We start from the raw sequence: 26,153 nt of genomic DNA, 5'->3' as shown, positions 1-26,153 counted from the left end.
TTTATTTAGATAGTTGTATTTGGTTGGAAACATTTGTTTTTCCATTTATTAAATCCATTATGCTACTTTTTAGCATCACGGCTTTTTTAGATTTAGACACGTTTGATGCCGGGTTACTGGTACTTGTAACCGGCGATTCGAAGCGGTAAATACTGGTGTAGGTTGCGCCGTTAAAAACAGCTTTATCTTTAGTCTTTAATTTATTAAATTCGGCTTTTGCAGTGGCTACCGGTTGATATTTCCTTATAAATGTTTTGCCGGTTTTATTAAAGCTGTAAGACGAAGTATTTGTAGCTTTTATTTTTTGGCGGGCTAAAATGTTTTTAGTGATGTTATTTATGTTTGAAACATCTTTAAAAGTAAAGCTTATCGTAGCAATATAATTATTGAAATCGCTGCTGCTTTTAACATTTGATATTCCTTCAGATTTTTTGAGGTAGGCAACTGCCTCGCTCAGTTCTTGTTTAATCTTCTGTTTGCTGGGTACTTTATAGCCCTGCACGCTATCTAAAAGCATTACTGATGCAACTTTAGTTCTGCTTTGGCTTAAATTAATGGTAAGTACAACATCTCCGGTTCCATCGTTTCGCATAGAAATTTCTTCAATAACCTCGAAGCAGGAACTAAACAAAGGAATCAAAAAGGCAAATAGAACGAGTTTGTAGAACTGTTTAAGGTTCATAAATATTAGTGATTTTGGTTTACGGCACCTGTTATAAATGATAAATTACCTGAATGGCTCAAACTTAATGATAATGCCTGAACTTTGAATCGATTTGTGTGTGCAACTGATGTTTTTTATGCGATGGGTGCGTTAACGATGGAAGCGGCATCCTTTTTGGCTTTTTCTGCCAAAAAGATAAAGCGGACAGCGTGTTAAAACGCCAAAAAAATTATTTTTCAAGGTTTGCAGAAATCCTGGATTCCATCAGCTAATTGTCAATATAAAGACAAGAAAAATGTAAAAGAACGTTCGCTATGGCTATTTTTCTATCTTTGTTGCCAGCTTTTACAATAACATATACAATGAAAAAAAGTGCAATAATTGGTCTAATTACCATTGCTATTTCGGTTGGAATCTTATTCAGTTTAAATGCGAATACAGATACTTACTCAAATTTTAGGGAGGCAACTGCTTCTCAAAAGGAAGAACACGTAATGGGTTACTGGGATAAATCTCAAGGCACATACTATGATGCCGCGAAAGATGCCAATCATTTCTCTTTCCACATGAAAGATGAAAAAGGCGAAATCCGCGAAGTGGTTTACAATGGTACGAAACCCCAGGATTTTGAAAAATCGGAGAAGCTGGTTCTTATAGGCCGGATGGACAAGGATAAATTTTATGCCTCGAAAATTTTAATGAAATGCCCGTCTAAATACAACGATAACCTTGTTGAAATTAATAAAGACGGTAAGGTTGATGAAGTAGGTAAGTACGGCGAGAAAAAATATAACTAATTTAATGGATATTCAATTTATAGGCGAAAACCTGTTGCCGGGCAAAATCGGACAGTTTTTTATTGTGCTGGCGTTTAGTGCATCTTTACTTTCCACTATCGCATATTTTTATGCCAGTCGCGATAAAAATTTAGAAGATAATTCCTGGAGAAACCTTGGTAGAATTGGATTTCTGGTCAACTGGATGAGTATCATTGGTATTGGTGCAACTCTTTTTTACCTCATTCTTGGTCATTACAACGAGTATAGTTACGTTTACTGGCACTCTTCGAAAGAGTTGCCTATTTATTATATTGTTTCTGCTTTTTGGGAAGGGCAGGAAGGAAGTTTTTGGCTTTGGGCTTTTTGGCAATCATTTTTAGGTGCATTATTAATTTGGAAAGCCAAAACCTGGGAGCGCCCGGTAATGACGGTTGTTGCATTCTCGCAAGTGTTTTTAACCTCGATGATGCTTGGTGTAGAAATTTTTGGTGAGCGTATTGGTAGTTCGCCATTCATTTTGCTCAGAGAGTCGCTTGATTTAAAATCAATGGCTCCGGTCGTTTTTGCCAACCCTGAAAACTTTGCTAATTATTTAAAATTTATAACCGATGGAAGGGGTTTAAACCCGCTGTTGCAAAACTATTGGATGGTTATCCACCCGCCAACGCTATTTTTAGGTTTTGCGAGTATGGTTGTTCCTTTCGCTTACGGAATTGCGGCCCTTTGGCAAAAACGCTATAAAGAATGGATTAAACCTGCAATGCCGTGGACGCTTTTTGCCGTTATGGTTTTGGGAACCGGGATTATCATGGGTTCTTTCTGGGCTTATGAAGCACTTAACTTCGGTGGTTTCTGGGCGTGGGACCCCGTTGAAAATGCATCACTGATACCATGGTTAACGCTAATTGGTGCAGTACACGTTATGATCGCTTATAAAAACACTGGTCATGCTTATTTTACAGCAATTGCACTGGTTTTCTTAAGCTTTTTGTTGGTGCTTTATGCATCTTTTTTAACCCGGAGTGGTATTTTAGGTGACACATCTGTGCACTCATTCACAGATATGGGCATGTTCGGCCACCTGATTCTTTATAATGTTGTGTTCGCTGTTTTAGCAGTGTTTTTGATTGTTAAAAGGTGGAAAGAACTTCCTATTACCACAAAGGATGAAGAAACCTATTCGCGGGAATTTTGGATGTTTATTGGTGCGCTTGTAGTAACGATTGCCTGTATTCAGGTTATTTTTTCTACCTCTGTTCCGGTATTCAACAAGGCTTTCGGTACAAAATTTTCGCCCCCGATTGATGCTGTAAAATATTACAATCAATGGCAGGCACCATTTGCAGTTTTAATTACGCTAATCTCAGGGTTTTCTCAATATTTAAAATACAAAAGAACCGACCCACGCAAATTCTACAGCAGTTTGGTTTCTGCAATTTTATTTGCCGCGGTTTTAACCGCTGGTTTGGTTTACGTAACAGGAATTTACACAAACACGATGTACATTCTAATTACGTTCAGTTGTTTATTTGCGATACTTTCTAATGCAACAATTTTATACACAGCATTTGGCGGGAAGGCAAAATTAGCTGGCTCTGCAATTGCACACATCGGTTTTGCCTTTCTTATTTTAGGTGCCTTAATTTCGGCCGCTACAAATAAGCCGATATCTATAAATGCGAATAATTTTATTCCGGTTAAGGATTTTGAAAAAACGGAAAAACCTGGTGAAAACATTATGTTGTATAAGAACGAACCCAAAAGAATGGGTAAGTATACTGTAACTTATGTGAGCGACACCACGCAGTTACCAAATACTATTTATACGCTTAATTTTAAGGTTTATAATGATGAGGGCAAGCTGAAAGAAGATTTCAATCTGCATCCGCATGTTCAGGATAATGAAAAAATGGGCTTAATAGCCTCGCCTGATACCAAGCATTATTTAACTTACGATGTGTATACGCACATAACGAGTGCGGCAATTAAGAAGACCTCGCATGATGACCATGAAGGGCATTCTGATGATGAAAATTACAAAGCACCACGCATTGTAAAAGTTGCTGCAGGAGATACCATCCACACATCGAGCGGGATTATTACTGTAAAAGCGTTAAATAACCAGCCAAAGGCGAAGGATTTAGCTTTAGCAAAAGGTGATTTTGCCGTTGGATTGCCATTGGAAATTAATGCTGCGGGGAAAATCTACGACACCGAGCCAATATTTTTAATTAAAGGCAACAACACTTTTGATTTCGCGAGGAAGGTTGATGAACTTGATTTGAAGTTCCGCTTTTCCAAAGTGCTTCCGGATGAGAAGAAAGTAGAGTTGCAGATTTTCGAAAAACCGCAACAGGCTAAAGACTGGGTAGTGTTTAAGGCAATAGAATTTCCTTACATTAACTTGTATTGGGCGGGTACAATTATTATGGTTATAGGCTTCTTGCTGTCGATTTTCAGACGTCGGAAAGAGGCTAAAACTGCATAAAGCATGAATATAGTTTTATTAGGTTCGGGAAATGTTGCCACACATTTAGCCTTGGCTTTGAAAGCGATTGGCGAAAATATAGTGCAGGTTTTCAGTCCGAATTTGATAAACGCAAAGGCTTTGGCCGATAGGGTTGATTCAGCATACATTAATAACCTCGCTCAAATAGATAGCGGCGCAGATTTGTATATCATCTCTGTAAAAGATGATGCGATAGTGGAAGTTGCCAGAAAGCTTGCCGATGTTAATGGCCTCGTTGTGCATACCTCGGGTACAACTGATATTAAAGTGTTATCCACGGAAGTTAAGCATGCCGGCGTATTTTACCCCTTGCAAACCTTCTCCAAAACGAAAAGCGTCGACTTTAAAACTATACCGCTTTGTTTGGAAGCAAATGAAGCCAGCCAACTTGAATTATTGCAACTGCTAGCAACCAGGTTGAGCAATAAAGTTTACCAACTGGATGGTGAAAAACGTAAAGTGTTGCATTTGGCAGCAGTTTTTGCCTGTAATTTTACCAATCATATGTATGCTTTGGCCAGCCAGATTTTAAATGCAAACGGTTTGCATTTCGACATCATTAGGCCTTTAATTGCCGAAACGGCTGATAAAGTAATGGCTGATTTACCTGAGAATGTGCAAACCGGACCGGCAATACGGCAAGACGAAGGCACTATAAATAAGCATTTAACAATGCTGGCAGACCTGCCTGAATTGCAGGAAATTTATCAAACATTAAGTGATAGCATTAAATTAGTACATAAATAGTATAATTGCCGCTTTTGCTTATTACTTTTGCAAAATAATTATGAGCATTTTTAAACTTAAAATAAATTTTGAAGAAGCAGACCACGAAGCGCTAGAGTTACCTATTGCTGCCGGTGAGTCTGTATTGGATGTGTGCCTTGACAACGGAATCGATTTGCAACACAATTGCGGTGGGGTTTGCGGTTGCAGTACCTGCCATGTTTATGTAACAAAAGGTATGGATAACATCGAAGAAATCTCTGATAAAGAGGAGGATTTTATTGATAGAGCAGTGCGACCAAGAATCACTTCCAGATTAGGATGCCAATGTGTGGTTATTAACGGCGATATTGAAGTAACCATCCCAGACCAGTCTGGCTTTATGGGCCACTAATTTAAAAAATCAGCGTTGTTATCCCGATTAAAAATCAGCAGGTAACAGATTAATCCATTAAAAAAAATAACCAAACTACACATACATGAATAACGATAAATTTGCCTTACCCTTTTATTGGAATGACTATGAAGACATTGCAATGTCTTTATATGAAAAATTTGGTGATGAGTTTGGCGAAACTAAAATTTACCGCATCCGTTTTACCGACTTGTTAGAATGGGTACTCACCTTGCCCAACTTTAAAGGTACCCGCGAAGAAAGTAATGAGGGCCATTTAGAGCAAATTCAATCGGCCTGGGTTTACGAGTGGAGAGACAATCAGGATTAAGTTCCCGTTATCACTCCATATTAACTTCGTGTGCTCACAAACGTATTAGCCATTTCCATTTTCAATAAAAATGTTTCTACAAAAACTAAAAGACATTTCGACCTTTATTTTTGATGTTGATGGCGTGTTAACCGATGGTTCAGTACAGGTTACCGATAACGGGCAATCTCTGCGAACTTTTAATATTAAAGATGGTTACGCCATGCAACTGGCCGTTAAAAAAGGCTATAATCTTTGCATTATTTCTGGCGGTGATGGTGTTGCGATGGCCAAACGCTTTTTAAATTTAGGCATAACCGACGTTTTTTTAGCCGCTGGAGATAAAGTCGAAATTTTCAGGAAATTCATTGCTGATAAAAATATTACAGCAGCCGAAGTGCTTTACATGGGTGATGACATACCCGATTTGAAAGTAATGAAACTCGTTGGCTTACCAACTTGCCCTGCTGATGCTGTAGAAGAAATTAAAGCCATCTCTGCATTCATATCTCCTTATAATGGTGGTAAAGCTGCCGTTCGAGACATCATTGAAAAAGTTATGAAAGTGCAAGGAAAGTGGTTCGATGCAAATCCAAACGCCTCCGATTCCGGTAAATAGGCTTAGGCCTCACACTTCCAGATTCTAGTTTTTCTGTTTAGTTCTAATTTTAGGCTGTAAGTTATCTGCTGTGTACTTTTTTAAATGCAACGGTTTAGTTACAAAAATGTAATTAAACTTTTTGTGATTTTGGTATTCAAATAACTTAAAAATCAACCAAAAAATGAATGACAGGCGAAAGCCTTGCACTCGAAACAAAAAAACACAAAAACATGAAAAAATTAATGATGATTTGTGCATTGTTATTCTCCGTAATAACTTATGCAAATGCACAGCAAGGTGGTGGCCGTATGGGTGGTACGCCAGAGGAAAGAGCAAAAAGAAATACGGACCAGTTGGCTGAGAAGCTGAAACTTACCGAAGATCAGAAAACGAAAGTTTTAGCTATCTACACTGCTCAGAATGGAGAAATGGCTAAAGCGAGAGAAGCTGCAAGTGGTGACGCATCTGGTATGAGGGAGAAAATGATGAAGATGATGGGTGAAACAAATACCAAAATCGAAGGTGTTTTAACCGATGAGCAAAAAACGACTTTTAAGACTTATTTAGAAGAGCGTAAAAAAGCGATGGAAGCACGTCAGAATGGCGGTGGTAAATAGTCCTTATCGTAAATAATTCTAATAACAAAAGCGGCTTTATGCCGCTTTTGTTATTTTAGCGAAAAATTAATAAAATGATCCTAAACACGCCGATTATACTCGCTTCAAAATCGCCCCGCCGACAGGAACTTCTTAAGCTAATGGGGTTAAATTTTAAAGTTGAATTGAAAGATGTTGATGAAAGTTACCCTGAAGGCCTGGCGCCAGAAGAGATTGCAGTTTATATTTCTGAAAAGAAAGCCATTGCCTTCAATGCCGGTGATGAACTGGTTATTACAGCTGATACAATCGTTGCCCTTAATGGCGAAATATTAGGAAAACCTGAAAACAGAGCTCATGCGCAGGAGATGCTGAAAAAATTATCAGGCGCTAAACACAAGGTTTACACCGGCGTTTCGATAGTTAAAAATGGTGAGGTGCAATCATTTTATGACGTAACCGAAGTGACCTGCAAAGCGGTTTCGAGCCAGGAAATTGATTTTTATATTGATAATTACAAACCCTACGATAAGGCAGGCAGTTACGGCATTCAAGATTGGTGGGGACTTGTGGTGGTAGAAAAAATTAACGGCTCGTACACAAATGTGATGGGACTGCCAACCGAAAAATTATATCGAGCCTTATTGGCGCTCATTTAATTTGCATCCAGGTATGGAAATAAGGTTACTTCATCATCATCTAATTAAATGTAAACAGATGAAGGCCATGATAACTGACATACAAATCGAAGAACCTTGTTCAGAAAACTGGGAAGCTATGCAAAGCGATGGCGAGCGTAGGTTCTGTATTTCCTGCAATAAACATGTTACGGATTTTACGGGACACACCAATGCAGAAATTATTAAAACACTTGCCGCTACCTCATCACAAATTTGTGGTAGGCTTTCACCAAGCCAGCTTAATCAATTAAATTATCATCTCGTTGTTGCCCCAAAAAACAGAAATTGGCTCAAGTACATTGGCGTTTTGGCTATTACCGCAAGTTTCTTCACGCACGAAGTAATGGCGTCTGCATCAAATTGCCCGAACGAAATATCCGCATACAAAAAGATAGCAGACACCAAGCCGGCAAGTGTGCGCAAAATTTATGGATATGTATATGATGCCGCGAAAAAACCACTTTCCGGCATCAGAGTTGTTTTAAACAACACCAGGTATTTCGCTTTAACAGATAAAAATGGACGCTATCAGATCACTTTAGATGCAAAAACCGAGTTGAAGGATGCAATGCTTTCTGTAGAAAGCGTGCGTTTTTCAGCTTCCATGAAAGTAAATTTATCGATTGAAAAGCAGGCCGATTTAACTTTAAAAGGTATGGACCCAATGATAGTTGGGCGGATAAGTTTTACTAAGAAAGGCACAAGGTTTTTATAGTAATCCAGCCAAAATCCCCATTTTTAAATCGAAAGTTGATAACGTTAACCTATTTATCTGTAACCTGCCCATCACATAATTGGTGATAAGGGCTGCGATCACGCTCATGTCTACGCGAAGGGGAATCATACCAGGCATTGCCGCCCGCTCTTCGTGTGTCGCATTAATTAGTTTTAAGGTAGTTTCTATATACTCATCGAAGTCAAATTCGAATGTTTTCTCGCTGGCAATATCAACCGGTAGCTTTTTCCTGTTGATGATTAATTGTGCGAAAGTTTCAAAAGCACCAGCAGAACCGATTAAAAGTCTGGGTTTATATTTTTCGCAGATTTCAAATAAATCCGCGAGTTCATTTTGAACATGATGGATAATTGCATTACTGTCATCAGCGGAAATGGGGTCAGATTTAAAATATTTTTGCATTAAGCGTGCAGCGCCGATGTTATAACTTTTTTTCCAGATTAATTTCTCGGTGTCGCATAGTATAAATTCTACGCTTCCACCACCGATATCCATAATCAAGGCTAAATCATTAATTGCGCCACTAAGTTTTACACCTTCGTAAATTGCCGTTGCTTCTTCATCACCGGTAATTATTTCGATTTCGATATTTGTTTCTTTCCTAACCGCAGATACAAAATCCCCGCCGTTGTTTGCGCTTCTAACTGCTGAAGTTGCGGTAGCCCTCACTTTATCCACATGGTAACCATCAATCGTTTCACGAAATTCTTTAAGTGCCGAGATGCCCCGTTCAAAAGCGGAAGGAATGATGATGTTATCATTTATCCTGCCTTCTCCCAACTTTACAGGCTTATTTGTTTTGTATAAAATTTCGAAACTTTTATTGTTTGCTTCCGCAATAAGAAGGTGGAACGTGTTTGTGCCTAAATCGATAATAGCGAAACGCATAATTAAATTTTTTTAATCAAATATCGTGGTAAAATTTTGGATGTCCATCCAAACAAACGCCATCTTTTACTAACATAAATTACATCCGCTTTGCGCTCTATGCCTTCAATAATTTGTTTAGCTGCCTTTCTTACCGGTGTAACCCAAAATAAATTGTCGCCCTTGGCCATTGAAGTGTCAACGTAACCTGGCCTGATATCTAAAATATTTATGCCGAGTTTAAACTTCGACGATTTTCGCGACAAGCTTTCCAAATAGTTAATTTGATAGGCTTTAGAGGCACTGTACGCCGGCGATTTGTCGTTTCCACGCAAGCCGGCTACTGATGTAATCGCAGCAATCTGCCCGTAACCTTGCTTTTGAAAATAAGCGAAAGTCCAGGTTAATACATTTGTGAAAGAACGTACATTGGTATTTATGGTATCTTGTTCAATTTGTGAATCGAGGTCTTCATTTATCTCACCGTAACCGGCACTGTAAACTAAAATATCAAAACCACCTAATCGCTCAATTAATTCTGTTAGGTTTTCAATTAAATTCACGTCATCATTTACATCGAAACAAGAGCCAAAAATGCGTTCAGAATTTAAGTTTTCCAACTCATTAATCAATGTTTGGCGCTTGCCAGTTACACCAATTTTATAGTTGGCGGCCGACATTCGAACTGCCAACTCCCTGCCGATGCCTGAGGTGGCACCAATGATGATTGCTTTTTTCAATTGTGTTGAATAGGTTTGGCAAAGGTAATAAAATCGACCTTAAATCAGAAAAAACGTATATTTGTAACTGGTTATATATCAATATATTAATTTATTTATATTCCATTTTGTTGTTCTAGCCTTTGTGCCAAAACCATTTAACCATTTCTTTAAAGCTTGCCTTTTTACCATACATTAAAATGCCCACACGATAAATCCTCGCAGCAAACCATACTGTTCCAACAAAACCGATAACTAAAATAATCATTGATAAGGCTAGTTCCCAACCTGGTACGCCATAGGGCAGCCTTACAACCATTGCAATCGGCGAGGTAAAAGGAATCATCGAAAGCCAGAAAGCCACTTTTCCATATGGATCATTTGTAACCACACTCAGCGAAAGTGCGTATCCAAGCAACAGAGGCATCATCACTGGCATCATAAATTGCTGTGTTTCCGTTTCACTGTCTACCGCAGAGCCGATAGCTGCGTACAGAGCGCTGTAAAAAAGATAGCCTCCTAAAAAATAGAAAATAAACACCGATATAATTTTCCCTAAATCGAGGTTCTGAATACTTTTTTGCACGTTGCCAAGCGGCCCGTCGCTAATGGCGGCTGCCTGAATTTGTTGTGCTCCGGGATTTGAAGCTGCTACGGTTGAACTTGATGCAATCATTTTCTTTGCATCATCCTTGCTCACAAATACGGTAACCGCCAGGGCCGATATCGAAAAAGTGAGCACAATCCACAATAAAAACTGGGTTAAGCCAACCATGGCGATACCGATAATTTTACCCATCATTAATTGAAAAGGCTTTACAGAAGAAATCATTATCTCTATAATTCTGCTTGTTTTTTCTTCAATAACCCCTCTCATTACCTGCACCCCGTAAAGCATAATGAACATAAACATCAGCACACCCGCAACAAAAGCAATAATTGTACTGGCGCCGGCACTACTATTTTCTTCTTCGCCTTTATCGCCAATCTTTTTGGTATTAATGGTTACCTTACTTTTAAGGTTGTCTAAATCGGTTTGCGAAATGCCAGATTTTTTAAGCTTGTAATCTCGGATTAGGTCTTCTATCGAATCCGATATCCTACCGTCCAGTGTAAGGCCGGCTTGTTTGGTACCGATTAATTCTATACCTTTTGGATGCTCAATGTCAAAATCGGGCAGGTATAAAATGTAATCGTAACGGCTTTTTGTCAGATTTTTCTTCAAATGCTCAAAAGAGTCGTTTACATATTCGAACGTTACATTTTTATTGGAAACGAGGTTTTCTTTTAATGTTTTATTTTCGTTTACAACTGCAACCTTATCCGTTTTATCATTAATTCCTTTGATAGAAAAGTAAATTATCAAGCCATAAAAACCTGCAATAATCAGTGGTGTTAAAAAAGTCATTATAATAAACGATTTTTTTCTAACCCTCGATAAATATTCCCGGCGAATAATCAGTAAAATTTTGTTCATAACCTATTTTCTAACACGTTCAATAAAAATATCGTTCATACTTGGTATAACTTCCTCTAAATGATTAATTTGCACCTTCGAAATCATCATATTCAGTACATCGTTAACCACAAAATTTCCTTTTAACTTAAATTTCAGGCATTTACCGTTCTTGGTTTGCGTTAGCTCAATTACATCAAAAATCGCCGAGTCACTAAAATCTGCGTCGCCCTTGTATTCAATCTTGTAGGTATTATTTCGGTATCCGGCTTTAATGTCATCAACAGCGCCATCTAAAATTTTCTTCGATTTATCAATCAATGCAATGTTATCGCAAAGCTCTTCAACGCTCTCCATTCGGTGTGTCGAAAAAATGAAAGTAGTACCCTGCGCATTCAGCTCAAGAATTTCATTTTTAATTAAATCGGCATTAACCGGGTCGAAGCCAGAGAAAGGTTCGTCGAGTATAATCAATTCCGGATTGTGGAGTACAGTTGCAACAAACTGAACTTTCTGTTGCATCCCTTTGCTCAAATCTTCCACTTTTTTATTCCACCAGCTACCCATTTCCAGCTTATCAAACCAGAATTTAATACGTTTGGTGGCTTCTGCGGTGCTTAATCCTTTCAGTTTAGAAAGGTAAAGTACCTGTTCGCCAATCTCCATTTTTTTGTACAGACCACGCTCTTCGGGCAGGTAACCGATTTGGTTTATATGGTCAGAATTTAATTTCTTTCCATTAAAAATTACCTCGCCACTATCCGGGGCGGTAATTTGAGTAATAATTCTAATCAGGGAGGTTTTTCCGGCACCGTTTGGGCCGAGGAGTCCGAAAATTTTGCCTTTTTCTACTTCCAGACTCACATCGTTGAGCGCCAAATGATTTGCGTATTGTTTTACAATATTTCTTACGCTAAGCATAGTTAATGTTCTAGTTATAACTGTTAGTCGTAAAAAAGCAAAAAAGGTTACAAATGTTAAATGTTTTTTGAAAAGCCAAACCCCAGCGCTTCGGTTAATTCAGTCCTGCTTTCACTGCAATCTTTTTGTTATGGTAAGCTGGAAATTATTGTTGGTGCTGCAAAAAGTATTTCCGCTCAATCAGGTTTATTTCACTATGGCAGCTCCATTTCCAGTGCTTACCAATTGTTGCAATTGTTTAGCATTACGAATGGCGCCAACGCCCCAGGTGTTATTAAAATATACAAAAACATCTTGTGCCTTATTGGTTAATTGCTTAGCAAAGTCTTCTATAATGCCTAATTCGTATTCAGATTTGTACAACACAGGGTTGCCGTGAAAACGATAATATAACGTATTTGAAGTTTTTATAACTGTATTGGGTAGGGGCGAAGGATAATTTTGTCCACTAATTGTTATATTATCAGCAGTAAATCGTGCTAAAATTTCATCGTCTAACCAGGAAATGTTTCTGAACTCAAGCACATTCTTGAACTGCGGATCAAGATTTTCGAGCAAAAGATTATACCGCTCTTCGGAAAAGGCAAACTTTGGTGGAAACTGGAAAAGCACACAGCCTAATTTTTCTTTCAAACCTTCGTTAATTGCCAGGTAGAAATCAGCAAGTAACGTCTCACATTCTTTAAATTGCTTGTAGTGTGTTATCAACCTTGGGCCTTTTATGGTAAATAGAAAATCTTTAGGACTTTCGTTATACCATTTAGCGAACGATTTTTGCGTTGGCATTTTGTAGAAAGTTGAGTTTATCTCAATCGTGTTAAAATGCTCACAATAATAGGCAAACCAATTTTTCTGCGCCAAGCCAGCCGGATAGAATTCTTCTTTCCACTCCCGATAGTAAAACCCAGAACATCCAATTCTCCATTTCATTACTTTATAACAAAAACCCTTTATTAATGTTCGTTTTAGCAATAAGAACGACATTCTAAACGAACGTCACAAACTGAAAAGCCTTGGCTTAACCGCCGATGAAACCGAGAAAAGGAATCGGTAGAGCAATTTAAATAGCCTGAATTTTGGCAAACCTTACTATTGGTCGCCAAATACGGCTTTTTGTATAAGACGTTTCATGTAATAAAAAAAATTGTCAACATATGTTAACTAACTGATTCATAGAAACTTAAACTAAATGTAATCTCTGCTAAAAGCCTGTTTGTCAGCTTTTTACAAAATTAACTTTGTTAATGCCTATATTAAATCTACCTTCAATTCTATTTAGATAGATAGAAATGGTTTAAATTTTGAGCAGCCAAGCTAAATGCCCGGCAGTTTAAAAAATCTAACAGCCTAAATAATATTAATTATGCTGCAACAAGTAAAAAATACGGAACATAGCAGTCTGGCCGAATCTTATTCTTCGTCCAATGGTATTCGTGTAGGCTACAATGCTTTGGTAAAAGAAGTAATTCCCGAGAAGATGAATTTTTTCAAGAAGCTTTTTAGCCGCTCGGAAGAAGTTAAGCCGGCTACGGTTGTTTCCATGAAATATCCTAAATTCTGTAAATCGAAACAGCAACTTATAGAGAGATTTGGGGGCATTGCCTTCGATAAACAGTTGGATGTGGCCGAGTTAATCGGCGACAATAGCTGGAGTATTGATATGATTAGCTGTGAAATTAATTTTGGCGAGGAACTGGTGATACCCTTTCAAATTCTCGGTTCGTATTCACGTTCAGCTGAAAGCTGGGAATGGGCCTGGGCAAATAAACAGGCCCAAATGGCAGGCGATGCTCTTGGCCATGCCTTTAAGCTCAAAAACTATGGGCAAGTTAACGACATTGACTTTTTGAAAACTGAACATTTCGAAATGTCAAACATCGATTTGCATTTAATTGGGTTGGCCGCGTCGGGCATTATGAAAGCAAGCGGTTACTACATAGCAGATTATGGCAAAGGGGCAATGGTTTTCACGCTAAATGATATCATCATCAAAGAAGCCGATAAAAATGAAACTGGCCGGATCGTAGATGTTTTTAAGCAGTTGATTTCTGATTTCGATATTAACCATAAACTTGCTTTGAAATTCTATTTAGAAGAAAAAGGCTACCAAACAACTGTAAATAAATATAGTGTTATCGGTATTAAAGGCTTAAATAAAATTACGGCAGAATTTGATAAAAATGATTCGTTAACCAGATTAAATGGTTGATAATGTAAATATCGGAAAATAAAAAAACCGAGGCTTTCGCATCGGTTTTTTTATTTTGTTATCTTTTTACCTATTCAAAGTACTCTTTCATTCTATCGAAAAAGCTTTTTTCATTTTTGCCTGGCTGTGGTTTAAAATTTGCTGAATCGCGTAGTTTTTCTAAAATGCTGCGTTCCTCGCTGCTCAAAGCCTTCGGTGTCCAAACGTTTATGTGAATAATTTCATCACCTCTATTATAGGAGTTAACCTCAGGTAAGCCTTTACCTTTTAAACGAAGAAGTTTCCCGCTTTGAGTACCAGGGTCGATTTTGATTTTAGCTTTACCATCGATTGTTGGCACTTCAATGCTAATTCCTAAAGCTGCATCAGCAAAGCTTAAGTGTAAATCATAAACAATATTATTGCCTTCTCTTTTTAAAGTCTCATGTGCCGTTTCTTCAATAAGAATAATTAAATCGCCAGGTACGCCACCGTTTGGTGCTGCATTTCCTTTTCCGCTCATGCTCAGTTGCATGCCTTCACTTACACCAGCAGGGATATTAATTGTTATCGTCTCTTCTCCGCGTACAACTCCGTCTCCATGGCAAACATTACATTTTGCTGTAATTTGCTGGCCGCTGCCGTTACAGGTAGGGCAGGTAGAAGCAGTTTGCATTTGCCCCAAAATGGTGTTTGTTACCCTACGAACTTGTCCGCTGCCACCGCAAGTACCACACGTACTTACTGATGATTTATCTTTAGCGCCAGTTCCATCACACGTTTTGCAGGAAACAAGCTTGTTAACTTTTATTTTTTTCTCTGCGCCATGGGCGATTTCCTCAAGCGTTAACTTAACCTTAATGCGAAGGTTGGAACCTTTAGCAACCCTGCGGCCACCACGTTGCTGGCCACCGCCACCGCCGCCACCAAAAAAGCTTTCGAATGGGTTATGACCGCCAAATATATCTCCAAAATTACTGAAGATATCATCCATATTCATGTTGCCACCTCCGTATCCTCCGGAGGCACTGCTACCAACGCCGGCATGACCAAACTGATCATAACGTTGCTTTTTCTCCGGGTTACTCAGCACTTCGTAAGCTTCAGCAGCTTCCTTAAACATATCTTCGGCGGCTTTATCACCCGGATTTTTGTCGGGGTGATATTTAATAGCCATCTTACGATAAGCCTTCTTTATCTCCTCGGCAGGGGCGCTTTTGGTTACGCCTAACACATCATAATAGTCTCTTTTACTCATCTTCTTTTTAAAATGATTGAATTTTGAATGAACGAAATGTCGAATGTTTTACCATTCCATCATCCACTCATTTTATCATTCCTAATTTTATGCCCCTACTACCACTTTGGCAAAGCGAATAACATTATCGTTTAAAGTATAACCTTTCTCCACTTCATCAATAACTTTACCTTTCAAATCATCACTAGGTGCAGGGATATTGGTAATTGCTTCGTGAAAATCTGTATTAAACTCTTTATTAATACTTTCCACATCCTTCAGCCCTTTTTGGGCAAGCGTGTTTTTCAATTTGGTGCTAACCAATAAAATTCCTTCTTTAACCGGCGTTACATCGGCAGCAGTTTCCATCGCTTTTAACGCTCTGTCAAAATCATCCAACACAGGTAAAAGCGAAACAATAACATCTTTTCCGGCAGTTTGTAACAACTCTACGCGTTCCTTTTGCGTACGGCGCTTGTAATTGTCAAACTCGGCATAAAGGCGTAAATATTTATCATTAAGTTGCTGAACTTCACCTTGTAATTTTTCCTCGGCGGTTTGTTCTTCAACCTGCTCAGCAGCTTGTTGGTTATCAGCATTTTCTACATTTTCAGGTGCAGTATTTTCTGATGAATTTTCAGTATTCATTATATTTTCTTCTGTATCGTTATTTTTCTTCTTATTAAACATAATATTATGCTGATTTTTTTGTCCTAATCTCAACTATTTTGCCACAAACGTAAATCAGCCAAGCTGGCAGAGTTATTAATAATTATCTGAACAGATTGACAGGGGACGTTGAATTGCGTATTCCAATTCACAATTTTGGCAGAGGGAAGCAGGTATCCAGATTTGGTTATTATGCAAATCCGACGGTTTGTAAAACGCTCAATCCGTTACACTATTTGTGCATCTTCATGCACAACACCACTTTCGCATTTAATAATACGCGAAGGAAATGTTCTGATGATGTGGTAATCATGCGTAGCCATTAAAACCGCAGTGCCGTTTTGGCTAATCTGTTTTAAAAGGGTAACAATTTCTTCCGAGGTTTCAGGATCGAGATTGCCGGTTGGCTCATCGGCGAGTATAATTTCGGGGTCGTTAAGGAGTGCCCTGGCAATTACGATACGTTGCTGTTCGCCACCAGAAATTTCGTGCGGCATTTTCTTTATTTTAGAGCGTAAACCAACTTTATCAAGTACGTCTTTTATCCGTTCGTTAATCAGATTTGCATCTTTCCATCCGGTTGCTTTTAAAACAAACTCCAGGTTTTTTTCGATTGTACGGTCGGTAAGCAATTGAAAATCCTGAAAAACTACACCTAGCTTTCGACGTAAAAACGGAACCTGGCTTTCTTTTAAATCTTTTAAATCGAAACCGGCAATATTTCCATTACCGCTACCAATGTGTAAATCGCCGTATAATATTTTTAGTAAGCTACTTTTTCCTGAACCTGTTTGTCCGATAAGAAAAACAAATTCGCCCTTTTCTATATGTAAATTTACGCTTGAGAGTACCAGGTGTTTCTGTTGAAACACATCAACACTGTTTAAATGAATTACTGCGTTTTCTGCCATTTTATATATCTAATTTAGCAATCTGCCCAAAAGGCAAATCCTTTACCATTTGCATTATATAGTCTAATTTGTCGCCAAGTCCCAGTTTATCTAAAGATTTGTCAGGTCTATCAACCCTAAAATAAGCAAGCAAAGTAAACTTATCATCCCTTAGCTGAACGTAATCGGGAATTTTGGCGATGCCTTTTACCTTAATAATGTACATTGTGTCCAAAAATAGCTATTTAAGCTGAAAGCTGAAAGGCAAAAGATTATCGCGTTAAGAAAATCCAGCCGGAGAACATGTCGAAATCTTCGTTAAAATAAATGGTGTAGTAATAAGTTCCAACGGGAAGATCTTTGCCTTCAAATTTTCCATCCCAGGGTTTATAAACGCCATTACTTTGGTAGAGGAGACTTCCGGTTCTGTTTACAATTCTAACTTTTGCGTTAGGAAAAGCCTCGGCTGCCGGAATTGTCCAGGTATCATTTATCCCGTCGCCATTCGGCGTAAAGGAATTTGGGATAACAATTTTTGGGTATACTTTAACAAAAACATCGTCAGATGTGCTAAGACAACCCGAATTTGATTCCGCATGAAGCGTGTAGGTGATATCGAACGGCGGCGTGGCAACAGGATTCAGCTTGGTAGGGTTGTCAAGATAATCAGCTGGGGTCCAGAAATAGGTAACATTATCGCCGGAAACTTTTCCGCCCAACGTTACAGGCTGACCAGTCAAAATTTTCAAATCGGCACCTGCATCTGCAACTGCATTTTTAATGATGTTAACTTCAACAGTGGCCGTAGCAGAACAGCCGCCATTTGAAACCGTTACGGTATAAATGGTTGTTTCCTTTGGTGATGCAATCGGATTCGCAATATTTGGGTCTGAAAGCCCATCAACCGGGAGCCAGCGGTAAGTTGTTCCTCCGCTCGCCATTAATTGAATCGGATTATTCTGGCAAGTGAAGGCTTTAGTCAAGCTCGTAGCCGCATCTATCGGCTCGAGAACCTGTAAGGTAGTTGTGGAAGTACTTGTACAACCGTTTAGTGTAGCGGTTACGGTGTAAACGCCAGCCATATTTAATTGCGCATTGTTAATTAAAGGCGATTTATCTGTTGATGTGAAATTATTTGGACCAGACCAGCTAAAGGTTGCGCCTTCAGTAGCTGAAAGCTGAATGTTTGCACCTATACAAACGGGGCCGTTGGTACTTGCAATGGTATTTGGCTTCGCGTTAACATTGATTACCAAAGGTGCAGAAGCAACTCTGCAATTCACCGAGGCAATATTCTGCCGCTCAGCAGCGACCAGACGATACTGATAAATTCCTTTACTTGCATTTACCAGATTTACTGTGGTTTGCTTCGAAGTTTCTCCGGGTAAATCTGTCCACGTTGTACCCGAATTTACCTGCCATTGAAATACCGGATCTGCATAGCCTGCAGATACCTCTGCATTTAAATTATAGCTGTCTGTAACGCCCTCACAAACCGATATATTGGCAGAGCCACTGTTTATGGATGGCGTTATCGTTGGTCCGCATGCCCTGAAGGTAATGTCATCTAAAGCAATGTCATTGCCGTTTCCGCCTGGCCCGTTGTTGGTTATTTTTAATATCAAATCTGTTTGAGCGGTGGTTTTAAATGTTGTTGCGTACTGCACCCAGTTTGGCGATGGACCATCAGGAATGTCGCCTGTGTTATAACTTTGCAGTACTACACCCGCAGTTGTTTCAATGGAAAAGGTAATGTTCGGCTTTATCCCTGAGTAATTTAGCAAATTTATAATCCAGGCTGCAAACTCGTAGGTTGTTCCAGGACAGAGATTTGGGATAGCTGCCTGATAGAAGATTCCGGGGTTGTTAGAAGCGTTAACTACCATCATATAGCCGTTAGAATCTCCGGGAGTATGGTTGGGAATTTGATGCCAACCTACGCCACTGTGCATTCCGTTCGTACTTTTTGCAATGGTGTATTCCCCATCGTTGGGCGTTCCGGCTAAAAACCTGTAATTGGTGTTGATGCTGCTAAGCGGCGAGCTGAAATTAGAAGTTCCTGAACCGAAATCGATATTAATTACCGGATCTCCAAGTGCGCCGGCGCAGGCCTGCTGTGCCGATAAATTTTTAAACGTGAAAATTAATAACAGAAATAAGGAAAATCTGATTTGAAGGCGCATTGGGATGAAACAATTTCCTGCAATATCTTAATAAAAAACCGAAATGCCGAATATGCGGAACCTAACTTCTCAGCCCATTTAGAAATGCTATTGTATCAACATTATCTGCGTAATCCCAAAGTTTTGGATGTTGGCTTTCGCCGAAATTAAAAGTTTTTACAGCTAATGGGGCCTTGGTGATTATGCATTGAATTTGCACTGCTTTTTCAGTTAGTTTTTCTTCAACATTCGCCAGGCTTTCGTATTCTTCATAAAAGAGAACTGCAAGTGGCGATGTTAAACTTTCATCCTCTTTGAGCAATAAAAAACCATTATCAAAGTGCTTGGCGGCATTTACCAGGTAAATTGATTTATTGTAATCGTAATTATTGTTGTACTTGAAGTGATTTATTATTGGTTGAAAGTGTTCAATTCCCTCATAGAAATTTGCAATATCGTAACCTTTCGGGAAATAAATTTTTGAAACGTTTCTACAACCCAATCCGAAATAATCAAAAACATCTGCACCCAGGTTTTGTATATCCTCAAAAGATTCTGACCCTGTTAACACGGCAACACTGTTGCGGTTTTTTCTGATGATATTAGGCACTTTGCCAAAATAATAATCAAAATACCGGGATGAATTGTTACTGCCTGTTGCAATTACCGCATCAAAATCTTTTAAACGCTCTACATACTCAATTTTTTCAGAAAAGCCGGGTTCAATCAAAATGAGTTGTCCGAGAATTGCTTTTATTAGTTTATCATCCGAAGATGACAGTTTTATCAGGGCTATATTCCCTGTAGCAAGAACGCTTAGTACATCGTGCAAACCAACCATAGGAATGTTACCTGCCAGTATTAATCCGACTTTTTTTGGCGAAGCACTGAGCTCTATAGCCTTAAACCACGCGTCAACATCTGCCGGATTTAACATTTCTGCAAACGACGCTATAGATTTTTTAACATTTTCTATGGTAAACCATGCATTGGCATTTTGTGCCGAATACATTACACTTTCTAAAGAATCAGTTGAACTGGCAAGAAATTTACCTAGGTTTTTGAAGGCGATAATTATTTTTTCCTGAGTTAAAACTGACATATTTAGAATTATTATTAATTGATTATATCTTATATTTGCAGCTGCAAAGGTAAACTAAGCAAAAGAATTAGACGAAGACATGGCAATTAAAATAACAGATGAGTGTATAAATTGTGGGGCGTGCGAACCAGAATGCCCTAATAATGCAATTTATGATGCCGGTACTGCATGGCGTTTTTCTGATGGTACAAATTTAGAAGGCGTTATAGATTTTGGTAATCAACAAATTGAAGCAGATTCGGCTCAGGAAGCGGTTTCTGATGAGGTTTATTATATCGTATCGGATAAGTGCACAGAATGCAAGGGATTTCATGACGAGCCTCAGTGTGCAGCAGTTTGCCCTGTAGATTGTTGCGTAGATGACGAAGATATTCGCGAAACAGAAGAGGAACTACTTGCTAAAAAAGCTTGGTTGCACCAGGAGAATTAACATTGATATCCAAAGTATTATAAAATTATAATCCCGGTTTTACCGGGATTTTTTTTTGCTAATTTTTGGCAGTTTGGTTGTAAATGATTGCTTTGAACCGACCTGCAATTTCACCATGAGAGAAAGGCCATTGCTGTACATAAATTTGTGCAACAATCTTCTTTTTTGGATCTACCCAATAAGTGGATCCAAAGAAGCCGCCCCAACCGAATGAACCAACGCTTTGGCCGCTGAGTTTGCTTCCCTTTTCGGTAACAACTTCAAAACCCAAACCAAAAGTATTATCTGTAAAAGGTATATTTCCAATTTGCCTGCTTGTCATTAACGCTACGCTTTTTTCTGAAAGAATTCTTCTCCCGCCGTAAATACCCTTGTTTAAAAGCATTTGTAAAAAAGTTCCATAATCTTTTGATGTTGAAACCAGCCCTGCACCGCCGGCATAATAGCCGTTATTATTAATCGGGTAATTTACTGTTGCACCCGGAAAAACACCATCTACCCAAGGCTTTACTCTATTATTTTTTGGGTCTTCCGTGTAAACGGTCGCCAGCCGTGATTGCTTCTCTTTAGGCAGCGCAAAATAAGTGTCGTTCATGGCCAAAGGCTTAAAGATCCTTTCTTTAAAAAAAGTATTTAAATCCAAACCGGAGGCTACTTCGACTAATCGTCCTAAAACATCAATACTTAAGCTATATTGCCATCTTTCGCCTGGTTGGCCAGCCAGGGGAAGCTTAGCCAATTTGTTTATTTCGGTTTCCAGCAGCTTCTTGTGGATAACGAAGCCTGCTTCAATACCTGCTTTGGCATATATTGCATTCATTTCGGGCGAGCCAATCTGCGCATATCCTAAACCTGACGTATGGGTCATCAGTTCTCTAACTGTAATTTCGTGAGTCGCGGGTTTGGTTGTGTAACTGGAATCAGTTGGATTAAATTTATCAAGCACCCTTGGGTTTTTGAAAGCTGGAATGTACTTTGATATTGGATCGTCAAGCCCAAATTTTCCCTCGTCGAACAAAATCATGGCCGCCGTGCAGGTAACTGCTTTGGTTTGGGAAGCAATTCTTAATATGTCGTCCGTTCTGGCTGGACGGTTTAAATTGTTGCCAAAAGCTTTATTATAAACTGGCTTTCCATCAACTAAAATGCTTGCAGTAACAGCTTTAATCCATCCTTTAGAGATGTAATCATTCAATAAGTTGTCGAGTTTAACGCGTTGAGATTCAGAAAACGAAGCCTCATTCGCTTTTTGCTGGGCGAAAACAGGACTTACAATCAATAAAAGGAACCAAATGTTAGCGGCAATTCGTTTTTTCATCCGGAAGATTAATCAATTTCGCTTTTGTTGGGAATGATTAAAACCGGGCATGCAGATTTTCTGGCAACATGTTCAGCAACACTTCCCATTAAAAAATGGTACAGGCCAGATCGGCCATAGGTTCCGATAACGATCAGGTCAGAGCCCCATTCGTCTGATTGTTGAATAATGCCATGCGCTGCGGTATCAACAACACTTAAATATGAAGTTTTGACCCCGTTTGAAAATTTCGTTTCCATCTCTTTTAAAAGAATGTGGCTATTTTCTTCACTATTGTCGTAGGTTTCTAAAAAAACCGGAGCCAATGTTAAATCGGGGTTTACATTTGCCGGAATCGGCTCGATAATGTTTACCAGTGCAACTTCGGCGTCAAATTTTTCAGCGATATCGTATCCTGCCTTTGCTGCCTTCTCTGAACATGTACTGTTATCAACGGCTATTAATATTTTCTTGAAATTCATGGTGAGCAAGTTTAAAGGTTATCATAAAATTAACAAATTTAGCGGCAAAATGTTAGTTGGCCAATGTAATTTATTAGTTTTATGGCAGAATTAGTATTGCAGAAAATGGATAGTAAATATGGTATTTGCCGGGTGGCTGTTGCGCCTTTGAGGGCTGAAGGTTCTGACAAATCAGAAATCGTTTCTCAATTATTGTTTGGCGAACATGTCGAGATTATTCAGAAGGAAGAGCGCTGGTGGCTTGTTCAAAACGGGTTCGACGGCTACCAGGGCTGGGTCGATTTCAAACAACTGGCCGCCATCAGTGAAAATGATTTTGCTAAAATGCATGATTGTAAAATACTTGTTCCTTTGAATTTTGATAATGTTTTGAAAGCGGCTGATGGGAGCTTACATCATTTGAGTGCCGGAAGCAACCTGCCTTTTTATAAAGATGGCTTTTGCTTTGCAGGCGACGAAAAATTTGAAGTTGCTTTTGAACCTTACAACAGCGAAAAGGCAAATTTCGAAAACGATGTTATCGCAACGGCGAAGTTTTTTCAGAACGTACCATACCTTTGGGGTGGCAGAAATGTTTTCGGCATAGACTGCTCTGGCTTTACACAAACAGTTTTTAAATTAATGAACATCAAGTTGAGGCGGGATGCATCTCAACAGGCAGAGCAAGGAGAATTAGTGGGCTTCTTAGCAGAATGTAAGGCTGGCGACGTCGCTTTTTTCGACAATGCAGAAGGAAAGATTACGCATGTAGGCATTATGCTAAACAGCAATGAAATTATCCATTCTTCGGGAAAAGTAAGAATAGACCCAATTGATGATCAGGGAATTTTTAACAAGGAGCTAGGCCGATATACCCACAAACTCAGAATTATCAAACGTTTTGTGGAATAAACACCGAAGTTGCATCATGTTATAAAATAACTTCTATGGCAACTTCTTTTAAAATAACAATTGATGCTCCTTGTACACAACAATGGGCAGGTATGCAAGAACATAAAGATGGCAGGTTTTGTACTTCTTGTCAAAAGTCGGTTGTTGATTTTACACAGTTTTCGGATTTCGAATTAAAAAACTGGCTTGCCAAAGATCAAGGTAAAAGCTGTGGTAGATTTCGGCCAGCGCAACTTAACCGTGTTATAGATTCCAAATCAAATTTTTCGATGGCAGGATTTAAACCAGGCCTGGTTGCGGCATCTTTAATTGCATTATTAAGTTTTCCTAAACCAACCCAGGCAATCAAAGTGAAATCCTATCCTGTCTCGCAGGGCGATTACAGGAATAAATCTGTTAAAAGTTTGGTTCTAGAAAGGGCCGAGACCGCTTCGGTAACAATAAAAGGAACTGTAATCGTTAAGGATGAAAATACGCCAATTATCGGTGCAAGTATAAAGGTAAACGGTTTGCCGACTGGAGTTGTTACAGATAATGAAGGTAAATTCGAAATTGTTGTAGACCGCAATAAGTTTAAAAAGAGTGTTGTGCTAGATTTAAGCTATATTGGCTATGAAAGTCAGAATGTAAAAATAAACCTGTTTAAGAAGGATAAAATTTTGATTCGATTAAAGGCGGGTAACTACATCCTGGGAGGGCTCGGTATTATAAAGCAACCAACTATGTTTGAAAAAATCTCTAAGTTTTTGAATGGCTAAATTTATAGCTCCATCTCCCAAACCATTACTTGCCGGTCATCGCCCGTTGTTATCAAATATTTGCCATTACTGCTCCACATTAATTTGTTTATGGAGTGTGTATGGCCAACCCCGGCCTTTTCCAAACTTAAAATTTTGTAAAGTTTAAAGTTTTCTGCATCCCAAAGTTTAATGCTCTTATCCTGACTACTCGTAGCAAAGTAGGGGAGCGTGGGGTGAAAAGCGATATCATAAACGGTGAACAGATGCGCCGGAATATTTTGAACCAATTCATATGCGGGCAGACTCCAGATTTTGAGTTGCGCATCCCTGCTTCCCGAAATCAAATATTTTCCAGTCGGATGATAAGCTACCGAAGTAACTGGTAGCGAATGGCTTTCCAGATTTTTTTTTCTGCTGTAATCGCTTAGGTTGTAAATTTTTATCAGATGGTCTTTGCATGCGAAAGCGATTTCGGTTTCATCAGGAGCGATTGCAATCGTCCGCACTGTATCAGCGGCGACTTGAAATCGGTAAATTTCAGCAAAATCATTTAACGACCAAACTGCAACGGTGCCATCTTCACCGGTGGTTAAAAGTTCATTTTTACTTTTAACTGTTTGAATGTTGAAAATTGGTTTGATATGAGCGTTGATTCTCGCAATTATTTTGCTTTCGTGAAAATCATAGACACTAAAAGCACCGCTACGTTCGCCAACAAATAATTGATTGTTATAATAATGCAGGTAGTAAACAGAGCTTTGAACAGGCATTTTGACTTTCACAAAAGCCATAGTCTCCAACGACCACTCTACAACACCTTTATCGTTTCCGGCGCTAAAAAAAGTTTCATCATTAGATGAGTTTGCTAAAGCGTACACAGGGTTCTGATGGCCGGAAAGGGTTTTTAAGTGTTTAAGCATGAATGTCAATTTGCAAATATTTTCGGAAAATTCACTTCATCACCAAATTCATCGATTTTGATTTGGTTTAAACGATTGAAGATTCTTTCTGAATCAACAGCCGAGATTGGTAATGATGTTCTAAAGATCTCTTCTTGCAACTTTTCATTGTTATAACTGATGAAAATCAAGGTCAATTCATTTTGATTGATACTATCCGTTGAGATGAAGTCATACTTTAAAGTTTTTTGTGTGGTTTTCCAAATACCATAATGATGCTGGTAAGTTATATGAGTTGTGCTAATAATATAAAATTCTTCTCCAAAGGTGTTCCAAAGAAAATATTTGCCAATTGTACATCCGTAAGCTATGGGTAATAACAATGGTAATGGATTTGGCTTATCTTTTTGCAAAAAGAAGACGAAATAAAATAAACCAATTGCTGCACTTAGATTAACAATTACTAAAAATACTTTTAAATATCTATTCGTCGGAATCTTAGTCCTAACATAGATATTCAAGTGGTCAAAGGTTATTTCGGTGTTCAATAGTCTATCTTACTTATGTCTTTTCTCTAAATTTTTTGCGATATCCTGAATCGATAAGCCTTTTTCTTTTAACAAAAATAATAAGTGAAATATTAAATCCGAGGCTTCGCCTATTAGTTCTTCTTCTGATTCTGCTAATGCTGCAATAACTGTTTCTACACCTTCTTCGCCAACTTTTTGGGCAATTTTATTTAACCCTTTGCCTCGCATTTTATTGATGTAGGAACCCTCAACAGGATTCTCATATCTGTCTGCAATGATGTTCTCCAGTTCAAAAATGAAATTCTGATTAAAATCAGTTTTGAAACAACTACGACTGCCCGTATGGCAAGTAGGACCAACCGCATGAGCCTTAATTAAAATGGTATCATTATCACAATCAACAAAAATTTCTTTTACGTAGAGAAAGTTATTGCTCGTCTCACCTTTCGTCCAAAGGCGATTTTTAGAGCGGGAAAAGAACGTAACCTTACCTTCGGATTGCGTTTTCTCCAGAGCCTCTGCATTCATGTAACCAAGCATTAAAACCTCTAAAGTTTGCTCATCTTGTATCACTACCGGGACCAAACCATCACTCTTACTAAAATCTATATTCATTGTATTTTCTAGTTCCGTCCTTGCGAGGAATGAAGCAATCTTAAAGTGGTAGGTTTTAGTACC

30 protein-coding genes are annotated in these 26,153 nt (G+C 38.7%); 13 read left to right on the top strand and 17 right to left on the bottom strand.

From position 1 onward, the window contains the following. Window position 1: 1 nt before the first annotated feature. Entirely contained in the window at window positions 2-682 is a 681-nt protein-coding gene (locus AC0IWT_RS07785) for a hypothetical protein (protein ID WP_471796713.1), read from the bottom strand. Between the two features lie 344 nt (window positions 683-1,026). Here AC0IWT_RS07785 and AC0IWT_RS07780 point away from each other — a divergent pair, with 344 nt between their 5' ends. The 9 genes from AC0IWT_RS07780 (at window position 1,027) to AC0IWT_RS07740 (ending at window position 7,974) form a co-directional block, all read left to right on the top strand. Further along, window positions 1,027-1,461 (top strand): cytochrome c maturation protein CcmE domain-containing protein, encoded by a 435-nt coding sequence (locus tag AC0IWT_RS07780; RefSeq protein ID WP_056871212.1) that lies wholly within the window; start codon window positions 1,027-1,029, stop codon window positions 1,459-1,461. A gap of 4 nt (window positions 1,462-1,465) precedes the next feature. Beyond that, window positions 1,466-3,931, top strand: a complete 2,466-nt coding sequence (locus tag AC0IWT_RS07775; protein WP_471796712.1) for a heme lyase CcmF/NrfE family subunit — start codon at window positions 1,466-1,468, stop codon at window positions 3,929-3,931. A gap of 3 nt (window positions 3,932-3,934) precedes the next feature. Then, window positions 3,935-4,699, top strand: a complete 765-nt coding sequence (locus AC0IWT_RS07770) for a Rossmann-like and DUF2520 domain-containing protein (protein ID WP_471796711.1) — start codon at window positions 3,935-3,937, stop codon at window positions 4,697-4,699. 40 nt (window positions 4,700-4,739) lie between these two features. Continuing rightward, the gene (locus AC0IWT_RS07765) at window positions 4,740-5,072 is read left to right on the top strand and encodes a 2Fe-2S iron-sulfur cluster-binding protein (protein ID WP_471796710.1); all 333 of its coding nucleotides are present in this window, start codon (window positions 4,740-4,742) and stop codon (window positions 5,070-5,072) included. An 85-nt stretch (window positions 5,073-5,157) separates the two neighbouring features. After that, on the top strand, window positions 5,158-5,403 hold the full coding sequence (gene iscX / locus AC0IWT_RS07760) for a Fe-S cluster assembly protein IscX (RefSeq protein ID WP_047797582.1): 246 nt from the start codon (window positions 5,158-5,160) through the stop codon (window positions 5,401-5,403). A 70-nt stretch (window positions 5,404-5,473) separates the two neighbouring features. Then, complete coding sequence (locus AC0IWT_RS07755; protein WP_471796709.1) at window positions 5,474-6,001, top strand: KdsC family phosphatase; 528 nt, start codon at window positions 5,474-5,476, stop codon at window positions 5,999-6,001. Between the two features lie 212 nt (window positions 6,002-6,213). After that, window positions 6,214-6,600, top strand: coding sequence for a hypothetical protein (locus tag AC0IWT_RS07750; protein ID WP_471796708.1), 387 nt, complete (start codon window positions 6,214-6,216; stop codon window positions 6,598-6,600). Between the two features lie 74 nt (window positions 6,601-6,674). After that, the gene (locus AC0IWT_RS07745) at window positions 6,675-7,238 is read left to right on the top strand and encodes a Maf family protein (RefSeq protein ID WP_471796707.1); all 564 of its coding nucleotides are present in this window, start codon (window positions 6,675-6,677) and stop codon (window positions 7,236-7,238) included. A 67-nt stretch (window positions 7,239-7,305) separates the two neighbouring features. After that, window positions 7,306-7,974 (top strand): carboxypeptidase-like regulatory domain-containing protein, encoded by a 669-nt coding sequence (locus AC0IWT_RS07740; protein WP_471796706.1) that lies wholly within the window; start codon window positions 7,306-7,308, stop codon window positions 7,972-7,974. Here AC0IWT_RS07740 and AC0IWT_RS07735 read toward each other — a convergent pair. From AC0IWT_RS07735 to AC0IWT_RS07715, 5 genes are all read right to left on the bottom strand, one after another. Then, window positions 7,969-8,883, bottom strand: coding sequence for a Ppx/GppA phosphatase family protein (locus tag AC0IWT_RS07735; RefSeq protein WP_471796705.1), 915 nt, complete (start codon window positions 8,881-8,883; stop codon window positions 7,969-7,971). The two genes, AC0IWT_RS07740 and AC0IWT_RS07735, sit on opposite strands and share 6 nt — an antisense overlap. Before the next feature lie 2 nt (window positions 8,884-8,885). After that, window positions 8,886-9,602 (bottom strand): SDR family NAD(P)-dependent oxidoreductase, encoded by a 717-nt coding sequence (locus AC0IWT_RS07730; RefSeq protein ID WP_056871204.1) that lies wholly within the window; start codon window positions 9,600-9,602, stop codon window positions 8,886-8,888. A 115-nt stretch (window positions 9,603-9,717) separates the two neighbouring features. Then, window positions 9,718-11,058 (bottom strand): ABC transporter permease, encoded by a 1,341-nt coding sequence (locus AC0IWT_RS07725; RefSeq protein WP_471796704.1) that lies wholly within the window; start codon window positions 11,056-11,058, stop codon window positions 9,718-9,720. A 3-nt stretch (window positions 11,059-11,061) separates the two neighbouring features. Beyond that, a complete protein-coding gene (locus AC0IWT_RS07720; protein WP_471796703.1) occupies window positions 11,062-11,958 on the bottom strand; it encodes an ABC transporter ATP-binding protein in 897 nt (298 codons plus the stop codon). 186 nt (window positions 11,959-12,144) lie between these two features. Further along, a complete protein-coding gene (locus AC0IWT_RS07715) occupies window positions 12,145-12,888 on the bottom strand; it encodes a DUF72 domain-containing protein (protein WP_471796702.1) in 744 nt (247 codons plus the stop codon). A 433-nt stretch (window positions 12,889-13,321) separates the two neighbouring features. Between AC0IWT_RS07715 and AC0IWT_RS07710 the strand changes: the two genes are divergently transcribed. Further along, window positions 13,322-14,167, top strand: coding sequence for a DUF6882 domain-containing protein (locus AC0IWT_RS07710; protein ID WP_471796701.1), 846 nt, complete (start codon window positions 13,322-13,324; stop codon window positions 14,165-14,167). Window positions 14,168-14,237: 70 nt separating this feature from the next. On the opposite strand, the gene dnaJ is transcribed toward AC0IWT_RS07710, so the two are convergent. The 6 genes from dnaJ to AC0IWT_RS07680 all read right to left on the bottom strand — a co-directional run bounded on the left by dnaJ (window position 14,238) and on the right by AC0IWT_RS07680 (window position 20,206). Continuing rightward, window positions 14,238-15,404 carry a molecular chaperone DnaJ gene (dnaJ, locus tag AC0IWT_RS07705; protein ID WP_056871199.1) on the bottom strand — a complete coding sequence of 389 codons (1,167 nt, stop codon included), beginning with the start codon at window positions 15,402-15,404 and terminating at the stop codon, window positions 14,238-14,240. Window positions 15,405-15,491: 87 nt separating this feature from the next. Next, window positions 15,492-16,073: a nucleotide exchange factor GrpE gene (locus tag AC0IWT_RS07700; RefSeq protein ID WP_056871198.1), complete on the bottom strand. Its 582-nt coding sequence runs from the start codon at window positions 16,071-16,073 to the stop codon at window positions 15,492-15,494. A 206-nt stretch (window positions 16,074-16,279) separates the two neighbouring features. Next, a complete protein-coding gene (locus AC0IWT_RS07695) occupies window positions 16,280-16,963 on the bottom strand; it encodes a cell division ATP-binding protein FtsE (RefSeq protein ID WP_056871197.1) in 684 nt (227 codons plus the stop codon). 1 nt (window position 16,964) lies between these two features. Further along, window positions 16,965-17,168, bottom strand: coding sequence for a hypothetical protein (locus AC0IWT_RS07690; RefSeq protein ID WP_056871196.1), 204 nt, complete (start codon window positions 17,166-17,168; stop codon window positions 16,965-16,967). A 46-nt stretch (window positions 17,169-17,214) separates the two neighbouring features. Then, window positions 17,215-19,125, bottom strand: coding sequence for a T9SS type B sorting domain-containing protein (locus tag AC0IWT_RS07685; RefSeq protein WP_471796700.1), 1,911 nt, complete (start codon window positions 19,123-19,125; stop codon window positions 17,215-17,217). A gap of 61 nt (window positions 19,126-19,186) precedes the next feature. Then, entirely contained in the window at window positions 19,187-20,206 is a 1,020-nt protein-coding gene (locus AC0IWT_RS07680) for an acyl-CoA reductase (RefSeq protein ID WP_471796699.1), read from the bottom strand. A gap of 79 nt (window positions 20,207-20,285) precedes the next feature. Between AC0IWT_RS07680 and AC0IWT_RS07675 the strand changes: the two genes are divergently transcribed. Beyond that, complete coding sequence (locus AC0IWT_RS07675) at window positions 20,286-20,636, top strand: 4Fe-4S dicluster domain-containing protein (protein ID WP_056871193.1); 351 nt, start codon at window positions 20,286-20,288, stop codon at window positions 20,634-20,636. A 58-nt stretch (window positions 20,637-20,694) separates the two neighbouring features. Here the strand turns inward: AC0IWT_RS07675 and AC0IWT_RS07670 are convergent, their stop codons facing one another. Together AC0IWT_RS07670 and AC0IWT_RS07665 are read right to left on the bottom strand one after the other, a co-directional pair. Further along, window positions 20,695-21,954 (bottom strand): serine hydrolase domain-containing protein, encoded by a 1,260-nt coding sequence (locus AC0IWT_RS07670; protein WP_471796698.1) that lies wholly within the window; start codon window positions 21,952-21,954, stop codon window positions 20,695-20,697. 8 nt (window positions 21,955-21,962) lie between these two features. Next, the gene (locus tag AC0IWT_RS07665; RefSeq protein ID WP_056871191.1) at window positions 21,963-22,415 is read right to left on the bottom strand and encodes a universal stress protein; all 453 of its coding nucleotides are present in this window, start codon (window positions 22,413-22,415) and stop codon (window positions 21,963-21,965) included. Window positions 22,416-22,496: 81 nt separating this feature from the next. On the opposite strand from AC0IWT_RS07665, the gene AC0IWT_RS07660 reads away from it, so the two are divergent. Beyond that, the gene (locus AC0IWT_RS07660) at window positions 22,497-23,306 is read left to right on the top strand and encodes a C40 family peptidase (protein WP_471796697.1); all 810 of its coding nucleotides are present in this window, start codon (window positions 22,497-22,499) and stop codon (window positions 23,304-23,306) included. Between the two features lie 35 nt (window positions 23,307-23,341). Beyond that, window positions 23,342-24,064 (top strand): carboxypeptidase-like regulatory domain-containing protein, encoded by a 723-nt coding sequence (locus AC0IWT_RS07655; RefSeq protein WP_471796696.1) that lies wholly within the window; start codon window positions 23,342-23,344, stop codon window positions 24,062-24,064. 2 nt (window positions 24,065-24,066) lie between these two features. On the opposite strand, the gene AC0IWT_RS07650 is transcribed toward AC0IWT_RS07655, so the two are convergent. The 3 genes from AC0IWT_RS07650 to hisIE are packed head-to-tail and all read right to left on the bottom strand — an operon-like array spanning window position 24,067 to window position 26,090. After that, window positions 24,067-24,966: a WD40 repeat domain-containing protein gene (locus tag AC0IWT_RS07650; RefSeq protein ID WP_471796695.1), complete on the bottom strand. Its 900-nt coding sequence runs from the start codon at window positions 24,964-24,966 to the stop codon at window positions 24,067-24,069. Between the two features lie 5 nt (window positions 24,967-24,971). Continuing rightward, the gene (locus AC0IWT_RS07645; RefSeq protein ID WP_471796694.1) at window positions 24,972-25,466 is read right to left on the bottom strand and encodes a hypothetical protein; all 495 of its coding nucleotides are present in this window, start codon (window positions 25,464-25,466) and stop codon (window positions 24,972-24,974) included. Between the two features lie 36 nt (window positions 25,467-25,502). Further along, entirely contained in the window at window positions 25,503-26,090 is a 588-nt protein-coding gene (gene hisIE, locus AC0IWT_RS07640; protein ID WP_056871187.1) for a bifunctional phosphoribosyl-AMP cyclohydrolase/phosphoribosyl-ATP diphosphatase HisIE, read from the bottom strand. Window positions 26,091-26,153: the final 63 nt, after the last annotated feature.

Source organism: Pedobacter sp. AC464 (assembly GCF_979253075.1).
Note: the sequence above shows the minus strand (reverse complement) of the source record. Positions and strands in the feature narration are given on the sequence as shown.

Bases quoted from the DNA above. Each gene is read 5' to 3' on its own strand.
- AC0IWT_RS07785 (WP_471796713.1), bottom strand. From the start codon at position 682: ATGAACCTTAAACAGTTCTACAAACTCGTTCTATTTGCCTTTTTGATT.
- AC0IWT_RS07780 (WP_056871212.1), top strand. From the start codon at position 1,027: ATGAAAAAAAGTGCAATAATTGGTCTAATTACCATTGCTATTTCGGTT.
- AC0IWT_RS07775 (WP_471796712.1), top strand. From the start codon at position 1,466: ATGGATATTCAATTTATAGGCGAAAACCTGTTGCCGGGCAAAATCGGA.
- AC0IWT_RS07770 (WP_471796711.1), top strand. From the start codon at position 3,935: ATGAATATAGTTTTATTAGGTTCGGGAAATGTTGCCACACATTTAGCC.
- AC0IWT_RS07765 (WP_471796710.1), top strand. From the start codon at position 4,740: ATGAGCATTTTTAAACTTAAAATAAATTTTGAAGAAGCAGACCACGAA.
- iscX (WP_047797582.1), top strand. From the start codon at position 5,158: ATGAATAACGATAAATTTGCCTTACCCTTTTATTGGAATGACTATGAA.
- AC0IWT_RS07755 (WP_471796709.1), top strand. From the start codon at position 5,474: ATGTTTCTACAAAAACTAAAAGACATTTCGACCTTTATTTTTGATGTT.
- AC0IWT_RS07750 (WP_471796708.1), top strand. From the start codon at position 6,214: ATGAAAAAATTAATGATGATTTGTGCATTGTTATTCTCCGTAATAACT.
- AC0IWT_RS07745 (WP_471796707.1), top strand. From the start codon at position 6,675: ATGATCCTAAACACGCCGATTATACTCGCTTCAAAATCGCCCCGCCGA.
- AC0IWT_RS07740 (WP_471796706.1), top strand. From the start codon at position 7,306: ATGATAACTGACATACAAATCGAAGAACCTTGTTCAGAAAACTGGGAA.
- AC0IWT_RS07735 (WP_471796705.1), bottom strand. From the start codon at position 8,883: ATGCGTTTCGCTATTATCGATTTAGGCACAAACACGTTCCACCTTCTT.
- AC0IWT_RS07725 (WP_471796704.1), bottom strand. From the start codon at position 11,058: ATGAACAAAATTTTACTGATTATTCGCCGGGAATATTTATCGAGGGTT.
- AC0IWT_RS07720 (WP_471796703.1), bottom strand. From the start codon at position 11,958: ATGCTTAGCGTAAGAAATATTGTAAAACAATACGCAAATCATTTGGCG.
- AC0IWT_RS07715 (WP_471796702.1), bottom strand. From the start codon at position 12,888: ATGAAATGGAGAATTGGATGTTCTGGGTTTTACTATCGGGAGTGGAAA.
- AC0IWT_RS07710 (WP_471796701.1), top strand. From the start codon at position 13,322: ATGCTGCAACAAGTAAAAAATACGGAACATAGCAGTCTGGCCGAATCT.
- dnaJ (WP_056871199.1), bottom strand. From the start codon at position 15,404: ATGAGTAAAAGAGACTATTATGATGTGTTAGGCGTAACCAAAAGCGCC.
- AC0IWT_RS07700 (WP_056871198.1), bottom strand. From the start codon at position 16,073: ATGTTTAATAAGAAGAAAAATAACGATACAGAAGAAAATATAATGAAT.
- AC0IWT_RS07695 (WP_056871197.1), bottom strand. From the start codon at position 16,963: ATGGCAGAAAACGCAGTAATTCATTTAAACAGTGTTGATGTGTTTCAA.
- AC0IWT_RS07690 (WP_056871196.1), bottom strand. From the start codon at position 17,168: ATGTACATTATTAAGGTAAAAGGCATCGCCAAAATTCCCGATTACGTT.
- AC0IWT_RS07685 (WP_471796700.1), bottom strand. From the start codon at position 19,125: ATGCGCCTTCAAATCAGATTTTCCTTATTTCTGTTATTAATTTTCACG.
- AC0IWT_RS07680 (WP_471796699.1), bottom strand. From the start codon at position 20,206: ATGTCAGTTTTAACTCAGGAAAAAATAATTATCGCCTTCAAAAACCTA.
- AC0IWT_RS07675 (WP_056871193.1), top strand. From the start codon at position 20,286: ATGGCAATTAAAATAACAGATGAGTGTATAAATTGTGGGGCGTGCGAA.
- AC0IWT_RS07670 (WP_471796698.1), bottom strand. From the start codon at position 21,954: ATGAAAAAACGAATTGCCGCTAACATTTGGTTCCTTTTATTGATTGTA.
- AC0IWT_RS07665 (WP_056871191.1), bottom strand. From the start codon at position 22,415: ATGAATTTCAAGAAAATATTAATAGCCGTTGATAACAGTACATGTTCA.
- AC0IWT_RS07660 (WP_471796697.1), top strand. From the start codon at position 22,497: ATGGCAGAATTAGTATTGCAGAAAATGGATAGTAAATATGGTATTTGC.
- AC0IWT_RS07655 (WP_471796696.1), top strand. From the start codon at position 23,342: ATGGCAACTTCTTTTAAAATAACAATTGATGCTCCTTGTACACAACAA.
- AC0IWT_RS07650 (WP_471796695.1), bottom strand. From the start codon at position 24,966: ATGCTTAAACACTTAAAAACCCTTTCCGGCCATCAGAACCCTGTGTAC.
- hisIE (WP_056871187.1), bottom strand. From the start codon at position 26,090: ATGAATATAGATTTTAGTAAGAGTGATGGTTTGGTCCCGGTAGTGATA.